This is a genomic window from Empedobacter sp. UBA3239 (genome assembly GCF_002362875.1).
Taxonomy (GTDB): domain Bacteria; phylum Bacteroidota; class Bacteroidia; order Flavobacteriales; family Weeksellaceae; genus Empedobacter; species Empedobacter falsenii_B.
Map to the genome: position 1 here is coordinate 24,302 of NZ_DEVJ01000042.1, position 16,050 is coordinate 40,351.

16 protein-coding genes are annotated in these 16,050 nt (G+C 31.4%); 4 read left to right on the plus strand and 12 right to left on the minus strand.

What is annotated here, in order from left to right:
* Positions 1-7: 7 nt before the first annotated feature.
* The gene (locus B4G36_RS05750) at positions 8-244 is read right to left on the minus strand and encodes an acyl carrier protein (RefSeq protein ID WP_038336002.1); all 237 of its coding nucleotides are present in this window, start codon (positions 242-244) and stop codon (positions 8-10) included.
* 228 nt (positions 245-472) lie between these two features.
* On the opposite strand from B4G36_RS05750, the gene pckA reads away from it, so the two are divergent.
* On the plus strand, positions 473-2,044 hold the full coding sequence (gene pckA / locus B4G36_RS05755; protein WP_291062658.1) for a phosphoenolpyruvate carboxykinase (ATP): 1,572 nt from the start codon (positions 473-475) through the stop codon (positions 2,042-2,044).
* 50 nt (positions 2,045-2,094) lie between these two features.
* Here the strand turns inward: pckA and B4G36_RS05760 are convergent, their stop codons facing one another.
* From B4G36_RS05760 to B4G36_RS05790, 7 genes are all read right to left on the minus strand, one after another.
* Entirely contained in the window at positions 2,095-3,102 is a 1,008-nt protein-coding gene (locus B4G36_RS05760) for a class I SAM-dependent methyltransferase (protein WP_188319451.1), read from the minus strand.
* 1 nt (position 3,103) lies between these two features.
* Positions 3,104-3,754, minus strand: a complete 651-nt coding sequence (locus B4G36_RS05765) for a tRNA1(Val) (adenine(37)-N6)-methyltransferase (protein WP_291062661.1) — start codon at positions 3,752-3,754, stop codon at positions 3,104-3,106.
* A 49-nt stretch (positions 3,755-3,803) separates the two neighbouring features.
* Entirely contained in the window at positions 3,804-5,252 is a 1,449-nt protein-coding gene (locus tag B4G36_RS05770) for a sensor histidine kinase (RefSeq protein ID WP_291062663.1), read from the minus strand.
* A gap of 2 nt (positions 5,253-5,254) precedes the next feature.
* Positions 5,255-5,842, minus strand: a complete 588-nt coding sequence (locus tag B4G36_RS05775; protein WP_291062665.1) for a riboflavin synthase — start codon at positions 5,840-5,842, stop codon at positions 5,255-5,257.
* Positions 5,843-5,946: 104 nt separating this feature from the next.
* The gene (gene glmS, locus B4G36_RS05780; RefSeq protein WP_291062667.1) at positions 5,947-7,794 is read right to left on the minus strand and encodes a glutamine--fructose-6-phosphate transaminase (isomerizing); all 1,848 of its coding nucleotides are present in this window, start codon (positions 7,792-7,794) and stop codon (positions 5,947-5,949) included.
* A gap of 45 nt (positions 7,795-7,839) precedes the next feature.
* A complete protein-coding gene (locus B4G36_RS05785) occupies positions 7,840-9,450 on the minus strand; it encodes a DUF4270 family protein (protein ID WP_291062669.1) in 1,611 nt (536 codons plus the stop codon).
* A gap of 15 nt (positions 9,451-9,465) precedes the next feature.
* Positions 9,466-10,278 (minus strand): glycogen/starch synthase, encoded by an 813-nt coding sequence (locus B4G36_RS05790; protein ID WP_291062671.1) that lies wholly within the window; start codon positions 10,276-10,278, stop codon positions 9,466-9,468.
* A 118-nt stretch (positions 10,279-10,396) separates the two neighbouring features.
* Here B4G36_RS05790 and panC point away from each other — a divergent pair, with 118 nt between their 5' ends.
* The 3 genes from panC to B4G36_RS05805 all read left to right on the plus strand — a co-directional run bounded on the left by panC (position 10,397) and on the right by B4G36_RS05805 (position 12,715).
* Complete coding sequence (gene panC / locus B4G36_RS05795) at positions 10,397-11,239, plus strand: pantoate--beta-alanine ligase (protein WP_291062674.1); 843 nt, start codon at positions 10,397-10,399, stop codon at positions 11,237-11,239.
* An 85-nt stretch (positions 11,240-11,324) separates the two neighbouring features.
* On the plus strand, positions 11,325-11,672 hold the full coding sequence (gene panD / locus B4G36_RS05800; protein WP_291062676.1) for an aspartate 1-decarboxylase: 348 nt from the start codon (positions 11,325-11,327) through the stop codon (positions 11,670-11,672).
* Between the two features lie 23 nt (positions 11,673-11,695).
* A complete protein-coding gene (locus B4G36_RS05805) occupies positions 11,696-12,715 on the plus strand; it encodes a lysylphosphatidylglycerol synthase transmembrane domain-containing protein (protein WP_291062678.1) in 1,020 nt (339 codons plus the stop codon).
* A gap of 19 nt (positions 12,716-12,734) precedes the next feature.
* Here B4G36_RS05805 and B4G36_RS05810 read toward each other — a convergent pair whose 3' ends face one another.
* Genes B4G36_RS05810 through B4G36_RS05825 form a run of 4 tightly spaced genes read right to left on the minus strand, consistent with a single transcriptional unit; the run spans position 12,735 to position 15,869 of the window.
* A complete protein-coding gene (locus B4G36_RS05810; protein WP_291062680.1) occupies positions 12,735-13,511 on the minus strand; it encodes a hypothetical protein in 777 nt (258 codons plus the stop codon).
* On the minus strand, positions 13,504-14,286 hold the full coding sequence (locus tag B4G36_RS05815) for a hypothetical protein (RefSeq protein WP_291062682.1): 783 nt from the start codon (positions 14,284-14,286) through the stop codon (positions 13,504-13,506). The genes B4G36_RS05810 and B4G36_RS05815 overlap by 8 nt, the downstream gene beginning before the upstream one ends.
* Complete coding sequence (locus B4G36_RS05820) at positions 14,279-15,067, minus strand: hypothetical protein (protein ID WP_291062685.1); 789 nt, start codon at positions 15,065-15,067, stop codon at positions 14,279-14,281. Before B4G36_RS05820 ends, B4G36_RS05815 begins: the two co-directional genes overlap by 8 nt.
* Positions 15,060-15,869, minus strand: coding sequence for a hypothetical protein (locus B4G36_RS05825; RefSeq protein WP_291062687.1), 810 nt, complete (start codon positions 15,867-15,869; stop codon positions 15,060-15,062). Before B4G36_RS05825 ends, B4G36_RS05820 begins: the two co-directional genes overlap by 8 nt.
* Between the last annotated feature and the right edge of the window lie 181 nt (positions 15,870-16,050).

The window sequence follows — 16,050 nt, forward strand, 5'->3', positions numbered from 1 at the left end:
GGAACTATTACTTGTTTAAGTCTTCGATGTATGTTACAGCTTGACCTACAGTTGAAATTTTTTCTGCTTGATCGTCTGGAATTTGGATATCAAATTCTTTTTCGAATTCCATGATTAATTCTACTGTGTCTAATGAATCAGCTCCTAAATCGTTAGTGAAACTTGCTTCTAGCGTAACTTCGCTTTCGTCAACTCCTAATTTATCTACGATAATCGCTTTCACTCTTGATGTAATGTCAGACATAATTTTCTAATTTTAATTGTTGTAAACTAGTGCAAAAATATAAAACTTATATTAAATACAAGCTTTTTTTTATATGCATGCATAAGAACTTGGAAATATATGGTGAAAAAACATGCACGAAAACGTTTAAGTGAATGACATAAGTCAAATTTTTTACGCTTCTTTTTATTGTAACTTTGTGCAAAGTTTTTACCTTTAATATTTTAAAATACTATAAAAATCACAAAAATGAGCATAGAATTGGCATCTTACGGAATAAAAAATTCCAAAATTAACTATCAATTATCTCCTGAAGAGCTTACAGAGAAAATGATAGAATTAGCACAGGGAGAAATTACATCTTCTGGAGCAGTAAATATGTTAACCGGAGAATTTACAGGACGTTCTCCTAAAGATCGTTTTATTGTTAAAGACGAAATCACTGCAGAAAACGTTTGGTGGGATGGAAACATCAATATTCCTTTCGATTCTGATAAATTTGACACTTTATACGATAAAGTTGTTGAGCATTTAAGCAACCGCGAAATTTATGTACGTGATGCTTTTGCTTGTGCTGACGATGCATACAAAACAAAAATTAGAGCAATTACAGAAACTCCTGCTGCAAATTTATTTATTTATAACATGTTTATTCGTCCAACAGAAGAAGAATTAAAAAACTTTGGTGATGCTGAATGGACAATTATCAATGCACCAACTTTTGTTGCAGATGCAGACGAAGATGGTACAAGACAACACAATTTCTCTATCTTAAATTTTAAACGTAAAATCGTTTTAAACGGAGGAACTGGTTATACAGGAGAAATGAAAAAAGGTATTTTTTCTGCCTTGAACTTCATCATGCCCGTATTTAGAAATACTTTACCAATGCACTGTTCTGCTAACTCAGGTGAAAACGGAGATACAGCAATGTTCTTTGGATTATCTGGTACAGGAAAAACAACTTTATCGGCAGACAAAAATAGACGTTTAATTGGTGATGATGAACACGGATGGACAGAAGACAATACAGTTTTCAATTTTGAAGGTGGTTGTTACGCAAAAGTTATCAACTTATCTCCAGAAGGTGAGCCAGAAATTTTTGCAGCGATCAAAGACGGAGCTTTATTAGAAAACTGTAAATTAATTCCAGGTACTAACGAGGTTGATTTTACAGATACATCTATCACAGAAAATACACGTGTTTCTTATCCAATTGATTATATCGAAAATATTGCAGTTCCATCTGTAGGAAAAAATCCTAAAAATATTTTCTTCTTATCGTTTGATGCTTACGGAGTTTTCCCTCCAATTGCAAAATTAAACCCAGATCAAGCAGCTTACTTGTTTATCTCTGGATATACATCTAAAGTTGCTGGTACAGAAGCTGGTGTTACAGAGCCTCAAACTACATTTTCTACATGTTTTGGTGCACCATTTATGCCATTACATCCAACAAAATATGCTGAAATGTTGAGCGATAAAGTTGAGAAAACTGGTGTAAATGTTTGGTTAATCAATACAGGTTGGAATGGTAAAAAAGAACGTATGTCGTTAAAAGATACTCGTGCAGTGATCAATGCAGCATTAAATGGAGATTTGGATAACGCAGCGTTTAAAAAGGATCCATACTTCGGATTTGAAGTTCCAGTTGCAATAGATGGTGTTTCATCAGAAAAATTAAATCCTGCAACTTCATTTGCAACAGAAGAAGCGTATGAAGAAAATGCGAAAGTATTGGCAGCTAAATTCAAAGAAAACTTCAAAAAGTTCGAAGAATTTGCGAATGCTGATTTATTAGCTGGAGGACCAACGATTTAAGGTTAAAATTAAATCATATAAATTCTGGATTGCAATTGTAATCCAGAATTTTATTTTGGAGCAAACTTTAATGTTATAAACGGAGATAAAATCAACCCTAATTGACTCGTTTTTAAAGCGCTGAAATTAACTAAAGAAACCACTTTTTTCTTAAAGCCTTTTTTATCAACATCGCAATAAAAACCGTTTTCTATCGTACAGCTAAAATTATATTTTTTTGCCAATTGATGGTAATCAGACAATGGTAATATACGTTCCATCCAACTACCAAAATCGGGTTCACAACAATTATATTGATCAACATCAACCTGCATCACAGCTTGGTTTTGTCGGTAATATTCCAAAAAATCAATCAAGTCCACATAACGCAAACCACGAGATTTAGTTGCTAATAATTCTAATTCCTTTTCTGTTAATTCTGGACCTATTTTCTTTAGATATTCCTTTCTCTTTGGACAGTACTCTTCAATTTCATCTTTCTCCATTAATTTTCTTAATCTTTTCGCTTTAATGAAATTTTTAGGATTAGAAGCTGTTGTAAATAACATTTTTATTGAAGAATTAAGCTGACTGAAATAATTAAACATTTCATCCAAATCATGAATATGTTCTATTGTATCTGTCGAAATCAAATAATCTACTTTGATATTTCTATCCTTGATAAATTGTAACAATTCTTGATAAGATCCTTCAATATAATAATCGGGACCAAAACCTATTTTTTGACTTATTTTCTGAATTGTTGAAACAGAACTCGGATTAAAATCGCAATAAATCACTTTAAATCCTTTTTGTTTTAAATACAGACTTAAAAAACCATGACCACCACCAAAGTCAACAATGTATTCACCTTTAATAGGTGCAAAATTGATCAGTTTTTGCAAAGAATAATCAAACATTTGAAAGTAATAAAATAACGTAGGTTGCATATTTTCGATATAATCTATATTATATTCATTAATTCCTAAATCCTTAAAATTAATCTGATTTATTAATTTTACTACTGATTTTATTTCTTCTGAACAAAAAGTATTTTGATATTGTTGATAAGCATTCATATTACATTTTCAAATAAAATTCTTTTGTTAAATTAATGTAATCTTCGGTATATTGATGACGTTCGACTTCGATGATTAACTCATTTTCAAGGCATTTCTTGTCATGAAAACTAAATTCTAACAACACACGTTTTGTAACTGTTGTCGAATTCCCTTTGATATAAACGACTCTAGATAGTTTTAAAGCGTTTTGAATAGCTATTTCACTAAAACTACCCATTTGATCGTATGGAATTATAAAACTCGCTAATCCGTCTTTGTGTAGTAATTCAGCAGTTTTTTTGATTAATTCTTCAAAAGTCAATGTTTCTTGCTGCCGTGCTTGTTTACGCGCGTCAAAATCAACCGTATCATTCACCACAAAAAAAGGTGGATTACTGACAATCAAATCATATTTTTTATTGGTTGAATAATCTTGAAGCGATGAATTAAAAATGGTTAATCGATCTGAAAAAGGGGCATTATCGAAATTTTCTTTTGCTTGTAAAAAAGCATCGTTATCAATTTCTATTGCATCAATCATAGAATGAGGAAAACGTTGCGCTAACATCAACGAAATTAATCCAGTTCCTGTACCAATATCTAAAATAGTATTTCCACTTTTTAAAGTAGCCCATGCACCAAGTAAAACACCATCTGTGCCTACTTTCATTGCGGTTTTGTCTTGAAAAATTTCGAATTGTTTGAATCGAAAAGGTTTTCTATTCATTGCAAGGAATCAAAATGTAGAATGTTGTACCAACAGAAATTTCAGTTTCGAAACGAATTGTTCCATCATAATCGTCAATAATTTTTTTCACCATTGGCAAACCAATTCCCATTCCACTATTCTTTGTTGTAAACTTTGGAACAAAAATAGAATCTTGTGATTCGACAGGAATTCCATTCCCGTTATCTTGAATGGTTATATGCAAAAAACCATCCACTAAAAACACATCTACTTTAACTTTCGCAATACGAGATTTCGGAATAGATTGAAACGCATTCTTTGTAATATTGGTGATAATTCGATTCAAATATTGTTTATCAAATGTCATCATGATGATGTTGGGAGAATAATTAAATTCGATAAACTCCAATGGAAAAACATATAGCGCATTTTTTATGACGTCTACCACATCAATTTTTGCATCTTTACGAGAAGGCATTTTAGCAAAATCTGAAAAAGCTTCAGCAATCGCAGAGATGGTATCAATTTGTTGCAATAAAATATTAGTTGTTCGCATCGTCTTTTCTTCAAGATTTGGATCATTTACATCAAATTTTCGCATATAATTCTGTAGCATTAATCGCATTGGTGTTAATGGATTCTTGACTTCATGCGCAACTTGTTTCGCAAAATCTCGCCATGCTTCTTCACGTTCTTGCTTAGCTAATAAATCTGATTGTTCCCGCAATCGGTACAACATATCATTATAGGAGTCGACCAGAACTTTTATTTCATCGTTACCATCATAGCGAATAGGCATATTGTTCGCAATAACTTCTGTTTCACGAATACGATCTGCAAACGACCAAAGTTTATTCAGTGTACGTTTTGTAACAAAATAAACCGCTAACGTCCCAAACAAAAGAATAACTCCAAAAGCTAATCCATAACTCCCAATTAAGGTAAACATGTCTCGTTGAAAAAAATCTTGGTTAGATTGATAAGGTAGACAGAGAATAGCAATGTTTTCATTGTAATAATTTTTGATATGACTATAAGACGAATAAAGATTGTTATCATCAGCGGTATCTTTATTCGTTACAATAAAATCATTTGACTTTTGTAGTTTGTCTAATATTTTTTGAGGCAAAACATTATAAGTCGTTGAAACCGGCTGAGTGGTTAAAATTTTATTACCACGTAAATCATAAATTACAATATCGGTTTTATTGATATCACCGATGCGAAGAAAACCATCTTCTAAAATCTCGTGAATATTATCTTTGGTTGCAATTCCAGGATAATTATCCATTTCATAATCTATCGCAGACTCTACCGCTCTAACTTTTCGTTTGAGAATATCTTCGTGATATTGTTTAGTTTGTTCATTGAAATGATTGGCAGTAATCAGCAAGATAGCACCTGCTGTAAATAACAAAATCGTTACCATATAAATGATAATACGAACGGGTAGCGATAGGTTATTTTTTTTTCTAATCATTTTTATTGTTGGAATAATCTTTTGACGTATTTTCCTAAGATATCAAATTCTAAATTCATTGTATCGCCCACTTTCACTTGATTAAGGTTTGTAAACTCCCAAGTGTAGGGAATAATTGCAACCGAAAACTGTCCAACTTTACTGTCTACAACTGTTAAACTAATTCCGTTAAGACAAATCGAACCTTTTTCTACTGTAACATTTCCAGACGATACTTCATCATATTCTACAGTAACAAAAAAGCTACCATTTTGGTTTTCTATCGAAACAACTTTTCCGGTTTGATCTACATGTCCTTGCACAATGTGACCATCGATACGCCCATTGTATTGCAAACATCGTTCTAAATTAATTAAATCTCCGTTTTTTAATGTGTTAAAATTTGTTTTTCGCAAAGTTTCCTCTATAGCAGTAACTTTATAAAGCCCATCTTTGAAATCAACAACCGTTAAACAAACTCCATTATGTGCAACACTTTGATCAATTTTTAATTCATCACAAAAATCAGCCTCAATCCATAAATGTAAATTAGATTGATCTTTTTCCGCTTTAATAAGCTTTCCTACTCCCTCTACTATTCCTGTAAACATGATGTTATTTTTTGTGAAATTAATAATTAAATTAAACTTATAAAATGAAAAAGGGATGATTTTAAAACATCATCCCTTAATTATATAAACGCTGTAATAATTTTTTACTCTACAGTAACAGATTTTGCCAAATTACGAGGCTGATCTACATTCTTACCTAATTTAACGGCAATCCAGTACGATAATAATTGTAATGGAATAGCTGTTAGGATTGGAGAGAATTCTTCTGCTGTTTCTGGAATTACTACGTAATCATCTGCCATAGCAGTTACTTGCTCATCACCATCATTCACAATTGCAATTACTTTAGCACTACGTGATTTAATTTCTTGAATATTAGAAACTACTTTTTCGTAATAACCTTTTTTCGTTGCAATAACAATAACTGGCATATTTTCGTCCAATAAGGCAATTGGTCCGTGCTTCATTTCTGCTGCTGGATAACCTTCTGCATGGATATATGAAATTTCTTTCAATTTTAATGCTCCTTCTAAAGCCGATGGATAGTTGTATCCACGTCCTAAATAAATTGCATTTCTGTTGTCTTTGTATTTTTCTGCGATTTGATCAACAACACCTTCACAGTTGTCTAAAATTTGTTGAACTAAATCTGGAATACGCTCTAATTCACGTGTTAACAATGTAAATTTCTCTGTTGATAATTCACCGTTTTGTTTTCCTAATTTTAAGGCAATCAATGCTAAAATTGTTAACTGAGCCGTAAATGCTTTTGTTGATGCAACACCAATTTCTGGTCCTGCATGCGTATAAGCACCAGCATCTGTAATACGAGCAATAGAAGAACCCACAACATTGTTGATTCCAAAAATGAATGCTCCTTTTTCTTTTGCTAATTTAAGCGCCGCCAATGTATCAGCCGTTTCTCCTGATTGAGAAATTGCAATAACCACATCGTGTTTATTGATGATTGGATTACGGTAACGGAATTCTGATGCATATTCAACTTCTACAGGAATACGAGCGAAATCTTCAATCATGTATTCTGCAACCAAACCTGCGTGATAAGAAGTTCCACAAGCAACAATGATGATACGTTTTGCATTCAAGAATTTTTCTTGATAATCCCAAATACCAGCCATTTTAATAACACCTTCGTCTACTAATAAACGTCCACGCATTGTATCACGAATAGAACGTGGTTGTTCGTTGATTTCTTTTAACATGAAATGCTCGTAACCACCTTTTTCAATCGCTTCAATATTTAATTGTAACTCTTGAACATCTAAAGAAACTGCTTCATTGTTATGGATTGTACGTACATCAACTTCTTTATCTAAAGTAATTGTGGCCATGTCACCATCTTCCAAATAAACCGCATCTTTTGTAAACTCGATAAACGGAGAAGCATCAGAAGCAACGAAAAATTCGTTATCTCCAATACCAATTGCTAATGGAGAACCTAAACGACCTACAACAATTGTATTTGCTTCTTCTTTGTCTAAAACTGCAATCGCATATGCTCCAATCACTTCATTCAAAGCTAAACGAACTGCGTCAGTTAAGTTTAAATTTTGTTCTTCTTGAAATAATTGAATAAAGTTTACTAAAACTTCTGTATCTGTATCACTATGAAAAACGTACCCTTTGTCTTTTAATAATTGTTTGATTGATTCATAATTTTCAATAATTCCGTTATGAACCAATACCAAACGTCCATTATTAGACATATGAGGATGAGAGTTTACATCATTTGGAACACCATGTGTTGCCCAACGTGTATGCCCAATTCCTAAATGAGGTGTTTTATCTAAATTTGCTGATTTATCTTCTAAATCTGAAACTTTTCCTTTTGTTTTTACCAATTCAAAATCGGTACCAGTAGAAAGAACTAAACCTGCACTATCATATCCACGATATTCTAGTCTTTTTAGTCCATTAATAATAATTGGGTACGCTTCGCGATGTCCAATATATCCTACAATTCCACACATAATATTTTATAGTATTTTAGTTAAATTCGTTAAATATAATACGCCCTATTTTTGAGAGTAATATACCAATAATTTCAATTTTTTATCCGCTACTTCCGAATTATTTCCATGTAAAACAATTCTGTATGGATTATAAGCTCTATTATTTTGATAAGGATTTGTACTATTAATCGTAGTTGCATCGCTAACAGATGTTATAAAATTACCTATTGTAATAAACATCGTTTGATCTTTAAACTCATTTCCTTTCTCTAACATGCTTTTTAGATGTTTCGTGATATCAATTGTATAATAATCCGTATCTCCTTTTACAATAGGATTAAAGTGAACTGATGTAGGGTAAGAATTATAGAATTCTAAAACGTCTGCATACAATTCATTTATAACTTTATCATCTTTTTTGTAGTTATTCCAAGCTACTAAATAAGGCGGTTTTGGAAAACTAGTTGAACCATCAATATAGAATTTTAATTTTGCTCCAAGAATCACAATATTACTTTTTGTCATCTCAGATTTTAATTCATCTAATTGCGTTTGTTTGAATTTTAATTTTGCATAATTTCCACTCATTCCGCTTAAATACAATCTTGCATCACCATTCACTTCATCAGGTTTGATTGTAGAATAAGTTGAACCTACTGCATTGTTCACAATTTGAGAAGCAATAATATTGGCATTATTTGCAGTACCAGAATTCCACTGATTTGTCATATCAAAAGCATAAGTAGCACTCAAACGTTCTTTATAATTTGTGTCTGAACTTGTTTTTGCTGTCGGATTTTTGTATGAATAATACATATTCAAGTCAATTTTATTTGGATTAAAATTGACAATAAATCCATTCGATTCTTCAACAGAAAACTCTAAACCTTTGATATTTTCACGAATAAATGTTGCGTAATCAGAAAGCAATCCTGTTTTTGCATTTTTAATAATTTTTTCGTCAAAATAATCTGGATCTAAAGAAACTTTGTAACCAGGAACAACCTCAGAAATATTAGAAGTTCCAGTTTTTAGTTTAACAACTTTTCCTGTTACTGTTTTTCCGATAGTAGCTTTTCCGATTTCTCTTGAATTAACAGAAATTGGAGATTCAAGGCCACTTAATGTTGAAAAATATTTCGTGTCTTTATATAAAACTGTATGAATGTCTTTAATTTTCAACGTCATTGTTAAATCCTTATTCCCATACAAAGAGTCAACTGCATACTTTGTTGTAATTTGGATTGTATCTGTATCTTTTGGTTTCTCTCCTGGTTTAGAAAGATTGATTGTATCTTTAGAAATTGGATCTTTAGTCGTGCTGTAATAAACTGGAATTACCAAATTCACAGAATCTACTTTAGGTTCAGTTCCAAAATCTTGATCTCCAATAGACGAAGGTCTAATTTGTGTATAAAACTTAGAAGATGTAGAACCAAAAATTGGCTCATTGTACACACCAAAAGCTCCATTTTGAAGTACAAACTTATCTGTACGAAGCGTGTCAAAATTGGCATTAAAAGCAATAACATCCAAGGATTTTACATTTCCTTCTGCCTCACCTCCAATCACGTTGTTATCTAATCCTAATGTTTCATTCTCACACGAAACAATTGCTCCCATTCCAATCATCATTGCAACAGACACAGAAAGGACATTCAAAAATTTTTTCATTAATCTAAATAGATTTTAATTAGAGTTCATTACTTCCTCAAGATAGAAGTTGTTGTAAACTTCTTTAGCTTGCTCTTTAGAACAATAGTCTAATAGAGGAATATTTTGTTGGTTGATATAGTTTTTCACATCTTCTGGAATCAAATCTTCCCCTTTCGCAACTGCATCAGCATATTCTAAAGAAGCTTGAATCATCCCTAAATGTGTAGGTTTTTCTAAATATGTTTGTACATCAGCTTCTACTTTATCAAAAGCTAATTTTTTAACTAATTCGTTATCTAATTCTCCTTCAAATCCGTTGTCAAATAAAGAAACAACAACTTTCGCATCTTGAAAGAAAGGATCGTCAGAATAATATTTTTTTAGATACAATGGTACTAAACTAGACATCCAACCCATTACGTGAACAACATCTGGTTTCCAATTTAATTTTTTTACTGTTTCTAAAACTCCTTTTGCGAAGAAAATAGAACGCTCGTCGTTATCAGAAAATAATCCATTATCTTCTCCATAAACTTCTTTACGTTTGAAATATTCTTCGTTATCGATAAAATACACTTGTAGTCTTTCTCCTGGAACAGAAGCGACTTTAATGATTAATGGTTGATCCAAATCATTAATAATCATGTTCATACCTGAAAGTCGTATTACTTCGTGTAATTGGTGTCTTCTTTCGTTAATTGCTCCAAATCTTGGCATAAAGATTCTTACATCTGCGCCACTACTTTGCATGATTTTTGGCAAATCTAATGCTTGTGAAGACATCGGATTTTCAGGAAAGTAAGGTACCATTTCTGTTGTTACATACAATATGCGCTTTCCTTCCATAATTTCTACTCTCTTTTCCTAATGAATAATAAGGCACAAATTTACAAAAAAATGTTGATATATTATTTGCTTATAGTAGCTTTGCAAGATATTAGTTTTTTTTTAACAAATCAGTGTTATGGTTATATTTAACGAAAAGGAAAAATTAACTCCCGCAATCGTCGAGTTAAAAAACCAAAACAAAACCATTGGCTTTATCCCTACAATGGGCGCTTTACACGAAGGTCACATGTCTTTGGTCAAAGCTTCTAAAGCTCAAAACGACTACACAATCGTCAGCATTTTTGTCAATCCAACACAATTTAATAATCCAGAAGATTTAGCAAAATATCCTCGAACTGAGGAAAATGATAAAGAATTGTTAATGAAAAACGGATGTGATTTTGTCTATATGCCTACTGTTGAGGATTTATATGAAACAAATGAAGGTGCAAAACATTACGATTTTGGCACAATAGACCAAGTGATGGAAGGCGCTTCTCGTCCTGGACATTTTGATGGAGTAGCTACAATTGTTTGCAAATTATTCAAAGCAGTTCAACCAACAAGAGCATATTTTGGAGAAAAAGATTTTCAGCAAATTCGTATCATTCAAGAAATGGTAAAACAAGAAAATTTAGATATCGAAATTGTTCCAATGCCAATTCACAGAGCAGATTCTGGTTTAGCATTTAGTTCAAGAAATGCACGTTTATCAACGCAACAAACTTCGGATGCACCACAAATTTATTCAATTTTATCACAAGCTGTAACGCTTAAAAAAGAAGGAAAAGATGTTCCTGAAGTAAAAGCTTTCGTCGAAAATGAATTCAAAAATTCACCTTTCGAATTAGAATATTTTGAAATCACAGATGAAGAAACCTTGTTGTCTATAGAACATTTTTCTGATGCCCAGCATATTCGTGGATTTGTCGTTGCTTATGCAGGCGATGTACGTTTAATCGATAATATTCAGTTTTAATAAAATAGATCAAATCCTTCACTCCAATCGAAAAATATTGGAACGGGTTTTGAAATTTATAAGTTCAATGTAACTTTGCAAAATTATGATGATAGAAGTATTTCACTCTAAAATACATAGAGTTAAGGTAACAGACGCAAAATTAAACTACATCGGAAGTATTACAATCGATGAAGATTTGATAGATGCTGCAAATATGGTAGTTGGTCAAAAAGTACAAATCGTGGTACAAGAGAATGGCGAACGATTTGAAACTTATATTATAAAAGGTAAACGTGGAAGTGGAGAAATTTGTTTAAATGGACCAGCAGCGCGTAAAGTACAAGTAGGTGATACTGTCATTTTAATTACGTATGCGATGATGGAATTTGAAGAAGCCAAAACCTACGAACCAACAATTGTTTTCCCTAACGAGAACAATCGTTTAGATTAAGAAATTAATTTTCAATAATTTATATGAAGAGTAAGATCAAACAATCGCTCTTCTTAATCATTGCTTCATTGTTAGCCGTTTTTTTTGTCGTGGTAACAGTGAAGCAAATTGATTTCGAACGAGTTGCAAAAGTTTTAAAACAAACCAATTATTTTTGGATTTTTGCATCTATGGCAATCAGTATTCTCACATATTGGATACGCGCCGCTCGTTGGAATCTTCTTCTAAAGCCAATGGGCTACAACACACAAACCTCATCTGGTTTTTGGGCTATTGCATTTGCATATTTTATGAATTTGACCATTCCTCGAAGTGGTGAAGTGGCTCGTGCAACAAGTTTCTATAAAATGGAAAAAGTGCCGTTTGAGAAATCTTTCGGAACAGTAGTTTTAGAGCGTGTAATTGACGTTTTATTTTTGGGATTATTTTTCAGTTTAACACTTATTTTCAATTACGAAACATTCCTCAAATTTGTTGAATTAGGAAACAAAGAAAAAGCACATCAACCAACAGCAGAACCTTCTTTCTTAAAATATTACATCGCAATTGGAGTTCTTGTTTTAGGAATTGGATTAATCGCTATTTTCTGGAAAAAAATTAGTCAATTAAAGTTTTTTGAAAAGATTAAAACGTTTCTATTTGGACTTTGGGAAGGTATAAAATCAATCTCAAAATTAGAAAAAAGAGGTTTATTCATTTTTTATTCTTTCGCACTTTGGATTTGTTATTTTTTAATGACTTTTCTTGTTTTCTTCGCTTTTCCGGACACCAAAAATTTTGGAATACCAGAAGGTTTATTCCTATTGATTGCAGGATCTCTAGGAATGATTTTACCAGTTTCAGGCGGTTTGGCTTATCCGTATATTATGTCGATTGCATTTTCGGCTGTTTATCTTGCGAAAGGTGGAGATCAGCATGAAGGACGAGCAATTGGCGATTATTTTGGATTAATTCTTTATATAGCTCAAGTTATATCGATGATTAGTTTTGGATTGATTGCTATTTATAAAATCGCACGAATTCGTCGAGATTCTACACCATAATTTCGCATATAAAAAAGTTTTATTTCTTTATCAATTCCAAATATTTAGGTGCTTGTTCCTCTAAAATTTCTGTGATTTTATCGTATTTATTTTCTTTTACGAGTTTTTCTAATTCAAAATTCGCATAACAATATCGCACATAATCGGTGACTTTATTTTTTGGAATATTCAATGTTTCGATGAAATAATTTGAGGTAAAATAATTCTCTAAATCCTTGATTTTATCTACCTTTTTGAAATATTTATCTACTTTTTTAGCTTCTTTCTTTTGTCCTGAAATCATAGCTATCCAATTAGAAGGATCCAATAATCCATTATTATTCAACATCGAAGAAGCATAAGGATCAATTTTTCTGAAACGCAAATTAGGATCAAAACCCAAGTTCAAATTATCATATAATTCATCTACTTTTCCGTGTTCTAACTTGATGTTATTCTTAAAATTTCTGTCCAACGTATTAATTCGCGCTTCAGCAAGTTCAATCGTTTCAATATTCAAATGAATCGTCAGCATTCCTTTTGCTAAAATATCCGATGTAATTTTGATTTTTCGTTCGATATAAAAATCATGTGTAATCCCCAATTCATCTCCCACAGAAGCTTTAATTGAAAACATTCCGCTCGCATTTGTAAACGTTTTCGCATTCGTCGATTCGTTTGTCACCAAAATATTGTCTACCGCATCTTGCCCAGCAACACCATCATCAATTACCACTTTTCCAGTAATCAAGGTTGTTTGCGCAAAAGAAAATGTGCTTATCAAAACAAAAAATATAACGTATAAAATTTTATTCATTCTTTTGGATTTTTGACAAATAAATAGGTGCTTGTTCTTGTAAAATCTGAGTTATTTTATCGTAATTATTTGCTTTGACCAATTTATCTAATTCAAAATTAATATAACAATACTTTACATATTCACTGACTTTATATTCTGGAATATTCAATGTTTCAATGAAATAATTTGGGGTAAAATAATTCTCCAAATCTTTTATTCTATCTTCTTTTTTGAAATATTCGTACTGATTTTTTTCTCGCTTCCGTTGACCTGAAATCGCAGTAATCCATGCCGCAGGATTCAATAATCCAAAACTTCCAATATTTGAAGTAGCATTAGGATCAATTTTTCTGAAACGCAAATTAGGATCAATTCCTAAATTCAACTGTTTGTACATTTCATCAACTTGGTCATATTTGAGCTTGATATTGTTCTTAAAATTTTTGTCTAACGTATTAATTCTCGCTTCAGCAAGTTCAATCGTTTCAATATTCAAGTGAATTGTCAGCATTCCTTTTGCTAAAATATCCGATGTAATTTTGATTTTTCGTTCAATATAAAAATCATGTGTAATCACCAATTCATCTCCCACAGATGCTTTGATCGAAAACATTCCATTTACATTTGTAAACGTTTTCGCATTCGTCGATTCGTTTGTCACCAAAATATTATCCACCGCATCTTGCCCAGCAACTCCATCATCAATCACCACTTTTCCTGTAAGCAAAGTCGTCTGTGCAAATGTGAAAACGCTCAACAAATTCAATAATAAAATGTATTTTATTCTACTCATTTTTCTTCATTTTTGCTAAATAAATAGGCGCTTGTTCCTCAATTATAAATAAAATTTCATCAAAATTATTATCTCGCAATAATTTCGGAAAATCAAAATTTGAGTAACAATAATCCAAAAACTCGTTTATTTTTCCTTCTGGTATTTTCAAATCATTCACAAAATAATACGTCGTAAAAAATTTATGCAACGCCAATAATTGATCTTCTTTCACAACTTTTATCGGAACTGGATTTTTCATTCGTTTTTTTGGACTTTTAAACACATTTAACAACCCAAGTAAATTAACTCCACCAACTTGTTTAATCGTTCTATTCACTCTTTCCTCATCATATTTAAGATTCAGTTCCGCTTTAAATTCTAGAGAAGTAAAACCCGCTTCATCATTCAGTTTTTCTTGAAATGATTTTTCTTTTCCCAAATTTTTTAGCGAATTTTTATCCAATTTCGAGATATTTGCTTCTTTCAATTCAATCACTTCAATATTTACATGAATCGTCACAAAACCTTTCGCAATCATGCTTTCCGAAACTTTCAATCTTCTTTCTTCGATTCCCGTATGCTTGATTAACAATTCATCATTCAAATTCACATTTATCGAAAATAAGCCAACATTATTCGCTTTTGTTTTGGCTTTTGTCGTTAAGTTTTCAATCAAAGTTCCTTCCAAATCAATAACTTCATCTGCATCATCCACAATAATTTTTCCTGTAATTAAAGTGCTTTGTGCTTGAAGATAACTTGATGAGATGATGAATAAAAAGAATAAAATTTTACTCATGTTCGAGTGATTTTTGATTGATAATTGAAAGATAATTTGGTGCTTGTTCTTCGAAAATTAAAGTGATTTTATCATAATTATTTGCTTTTAAAAGTGGTTCTAACTTAAATTCAACAAAGCAATAATGAATAAAATCAAGAATATTTCCTTTTGGAATTTTCAAATCATGTGCAAAATAATATTCGGTGAAATAATCTTTGAGCTGAATGATTTTATCATATTTATCAAGGTTTTTCTTTTTCAGAAAATGTTTATACGTCTGCACTTCTTTGTCCGAATATTGCTCTATCAAACCCATCACATTTTCATAACGAATGGGAACTCTTAATTTTCGAAGATATTCCGAAGCAAAATAGGCTTTCACCATATCATTTTTAAACTCTTCATTAATACCTAAACTTTTATTGATTTTTTCGCTTTGCGTTTCTTCTTTGCTAATATTTTCTTTCCAATTCTTTTTAAGCGGTTTTATTTTCGTTTCGGATAATTCTATCACTTCAACATTTAGATGAACGTCTATAAAACCCTTTCTAATCATTGATTCAGAAATCTTAAGCTGACGTTCTTCAATTCCAATTTGTTTGAAAAGTAAAACATCGTTTGGCTGAACTCGAATCGAAAAAAAACCTTTTTCATTTGATTTTGTTCGTGCATTTGACGTTAAATTTTCGATTACAAAATCATCAAGATTAACGATTTCATCCGCATTATCTACCATAATTTTCCCCGAAATTAAAGTCGATTGTGCATTGGCAGAAATACAAAAAATATAAAAAAAGCTAAGAAGTAAAGTTCTTTTCATTGGCATTTTAAAATGTGATTAAAAATAATCGAGAAAATAATTGAAAATCAATATTTAACTCAACTTTATCTAAAGTTGATAATTTGTTAAAAAAGTAAATTATTGTTAACGTTTTTGATTATTGTATTAAAATTTTTCACACTTATAACTCCATATCTTGTCGCGATAAAACATTATTTTT

Bases quoted from the DNA above. Each gene is read 5' to 3' on its own strand.
- B4G36_RS05750 (WP_038336002.1), bottom strand. From the start codon at position 244: ATGTCTGACATTACATCAAGAGTGAAAGCGATTATCGTAGATAAATTA.
- pckA (WP_291062658.1), top strand. From the start codon at position 473: ATGAGCATAGAATTGGCATCTTACGGAATAAAAAATTCCAAAATTAAC.
- B4G36_RS05760 (WP_188319451.1), bottom strand. From the start codon at position 3,102: ATGAATGCTTATCAACAATATCAAAATACTTTTTGTTCAGAAGAAATA.
- B4G36_RS05765 (WP_291062661.1), bottom strand. From the start codon at position 3,754: ATGAAAGTAGGCACAGATGGTGTTTTACTTGGTGCATGGGCTACTTTA.
- B4G36_RS05770 (WP_291062663.1), bottom strand. From the start codon at position 5,252: ATGATTAGAAAAAAAAATAACCTATCGCTACCCGTTCGTATTATCATT.
- B4G36_RS05775 (WP_291062665.1), bottom strand. From the start codon at position 5,842: ATGTTTACAGGAATAGTAGAGGGAGTAGGAAAGCTTATTAAAGCGGAA.
- glmS (WP_291062667.1), bottom strand. From the start codon at position 7,794: ATGTGTGGAATTGTAGGATATATTGGACATCGCGAAGCGTACCCAATT.
- B4G36_RS05785 (WP_291062669.1), bottom strand. From the start codon at position 9,450: ATGAAAAAATTTTTGAATGTCCTTTCTGTGTCTGTTGCAATGATGATT.
- B4G36_RS05790 (WP_291062671.1), bottom strand. From the start codon at position 10,278: ATGGAAGGAAAGCGCATATTGTATGTAACAACAGAAATGGTACCTTAC.
- panC (WP_291062674.1), top strand. From the start codon at position 10,397: ATGGTTATATTTAACGAAAAGGAAAAATTAACTCCCGCAATCGTCGAG.
- panD (WP_291062676.1), top strand. From the start codon at position 11,325: ATGATGATAGAAGTATTTCACTCTAAAATACATAGAGTTAAGGTAACA.
- B4G36_RS05805 (WP_291062678.1), top strand. From the start codon at position 11,696: ATGAAGAGTAAGATCAAACAATCGCTCTTCTTAATCATTGCTTCATTG.
- B4G36_RS05810 (WP_291062680.1), bottom strand. From the start codon at position 13,511: ATGAATAAAATTTTATACGTTATATTTTTTGTTTTGATAAGCACATTT.
- B4G36_RS05815 (WP_291062682.1), bottom strand. From the start codon at position 14,286: ATGAGTAGAATAAAATACATTTTATTATTGAATTTGTTGAGCGTTTTC.
- B4G36_RS05820 (WP_291062685.1), bottom strand. From the start codon at position 15,067: ATGAGTAAAATTTTATTCTTTTTATTCATCATCTCATCAAGTTATCTT.
- B4G36_RS05825 (WP_291062687.1), bottom strand. From the start codon at position 15,869: ATGAAAAGAACTTTACTTCTTAGCTTTTTTTATATTTTTTGTATTTCT.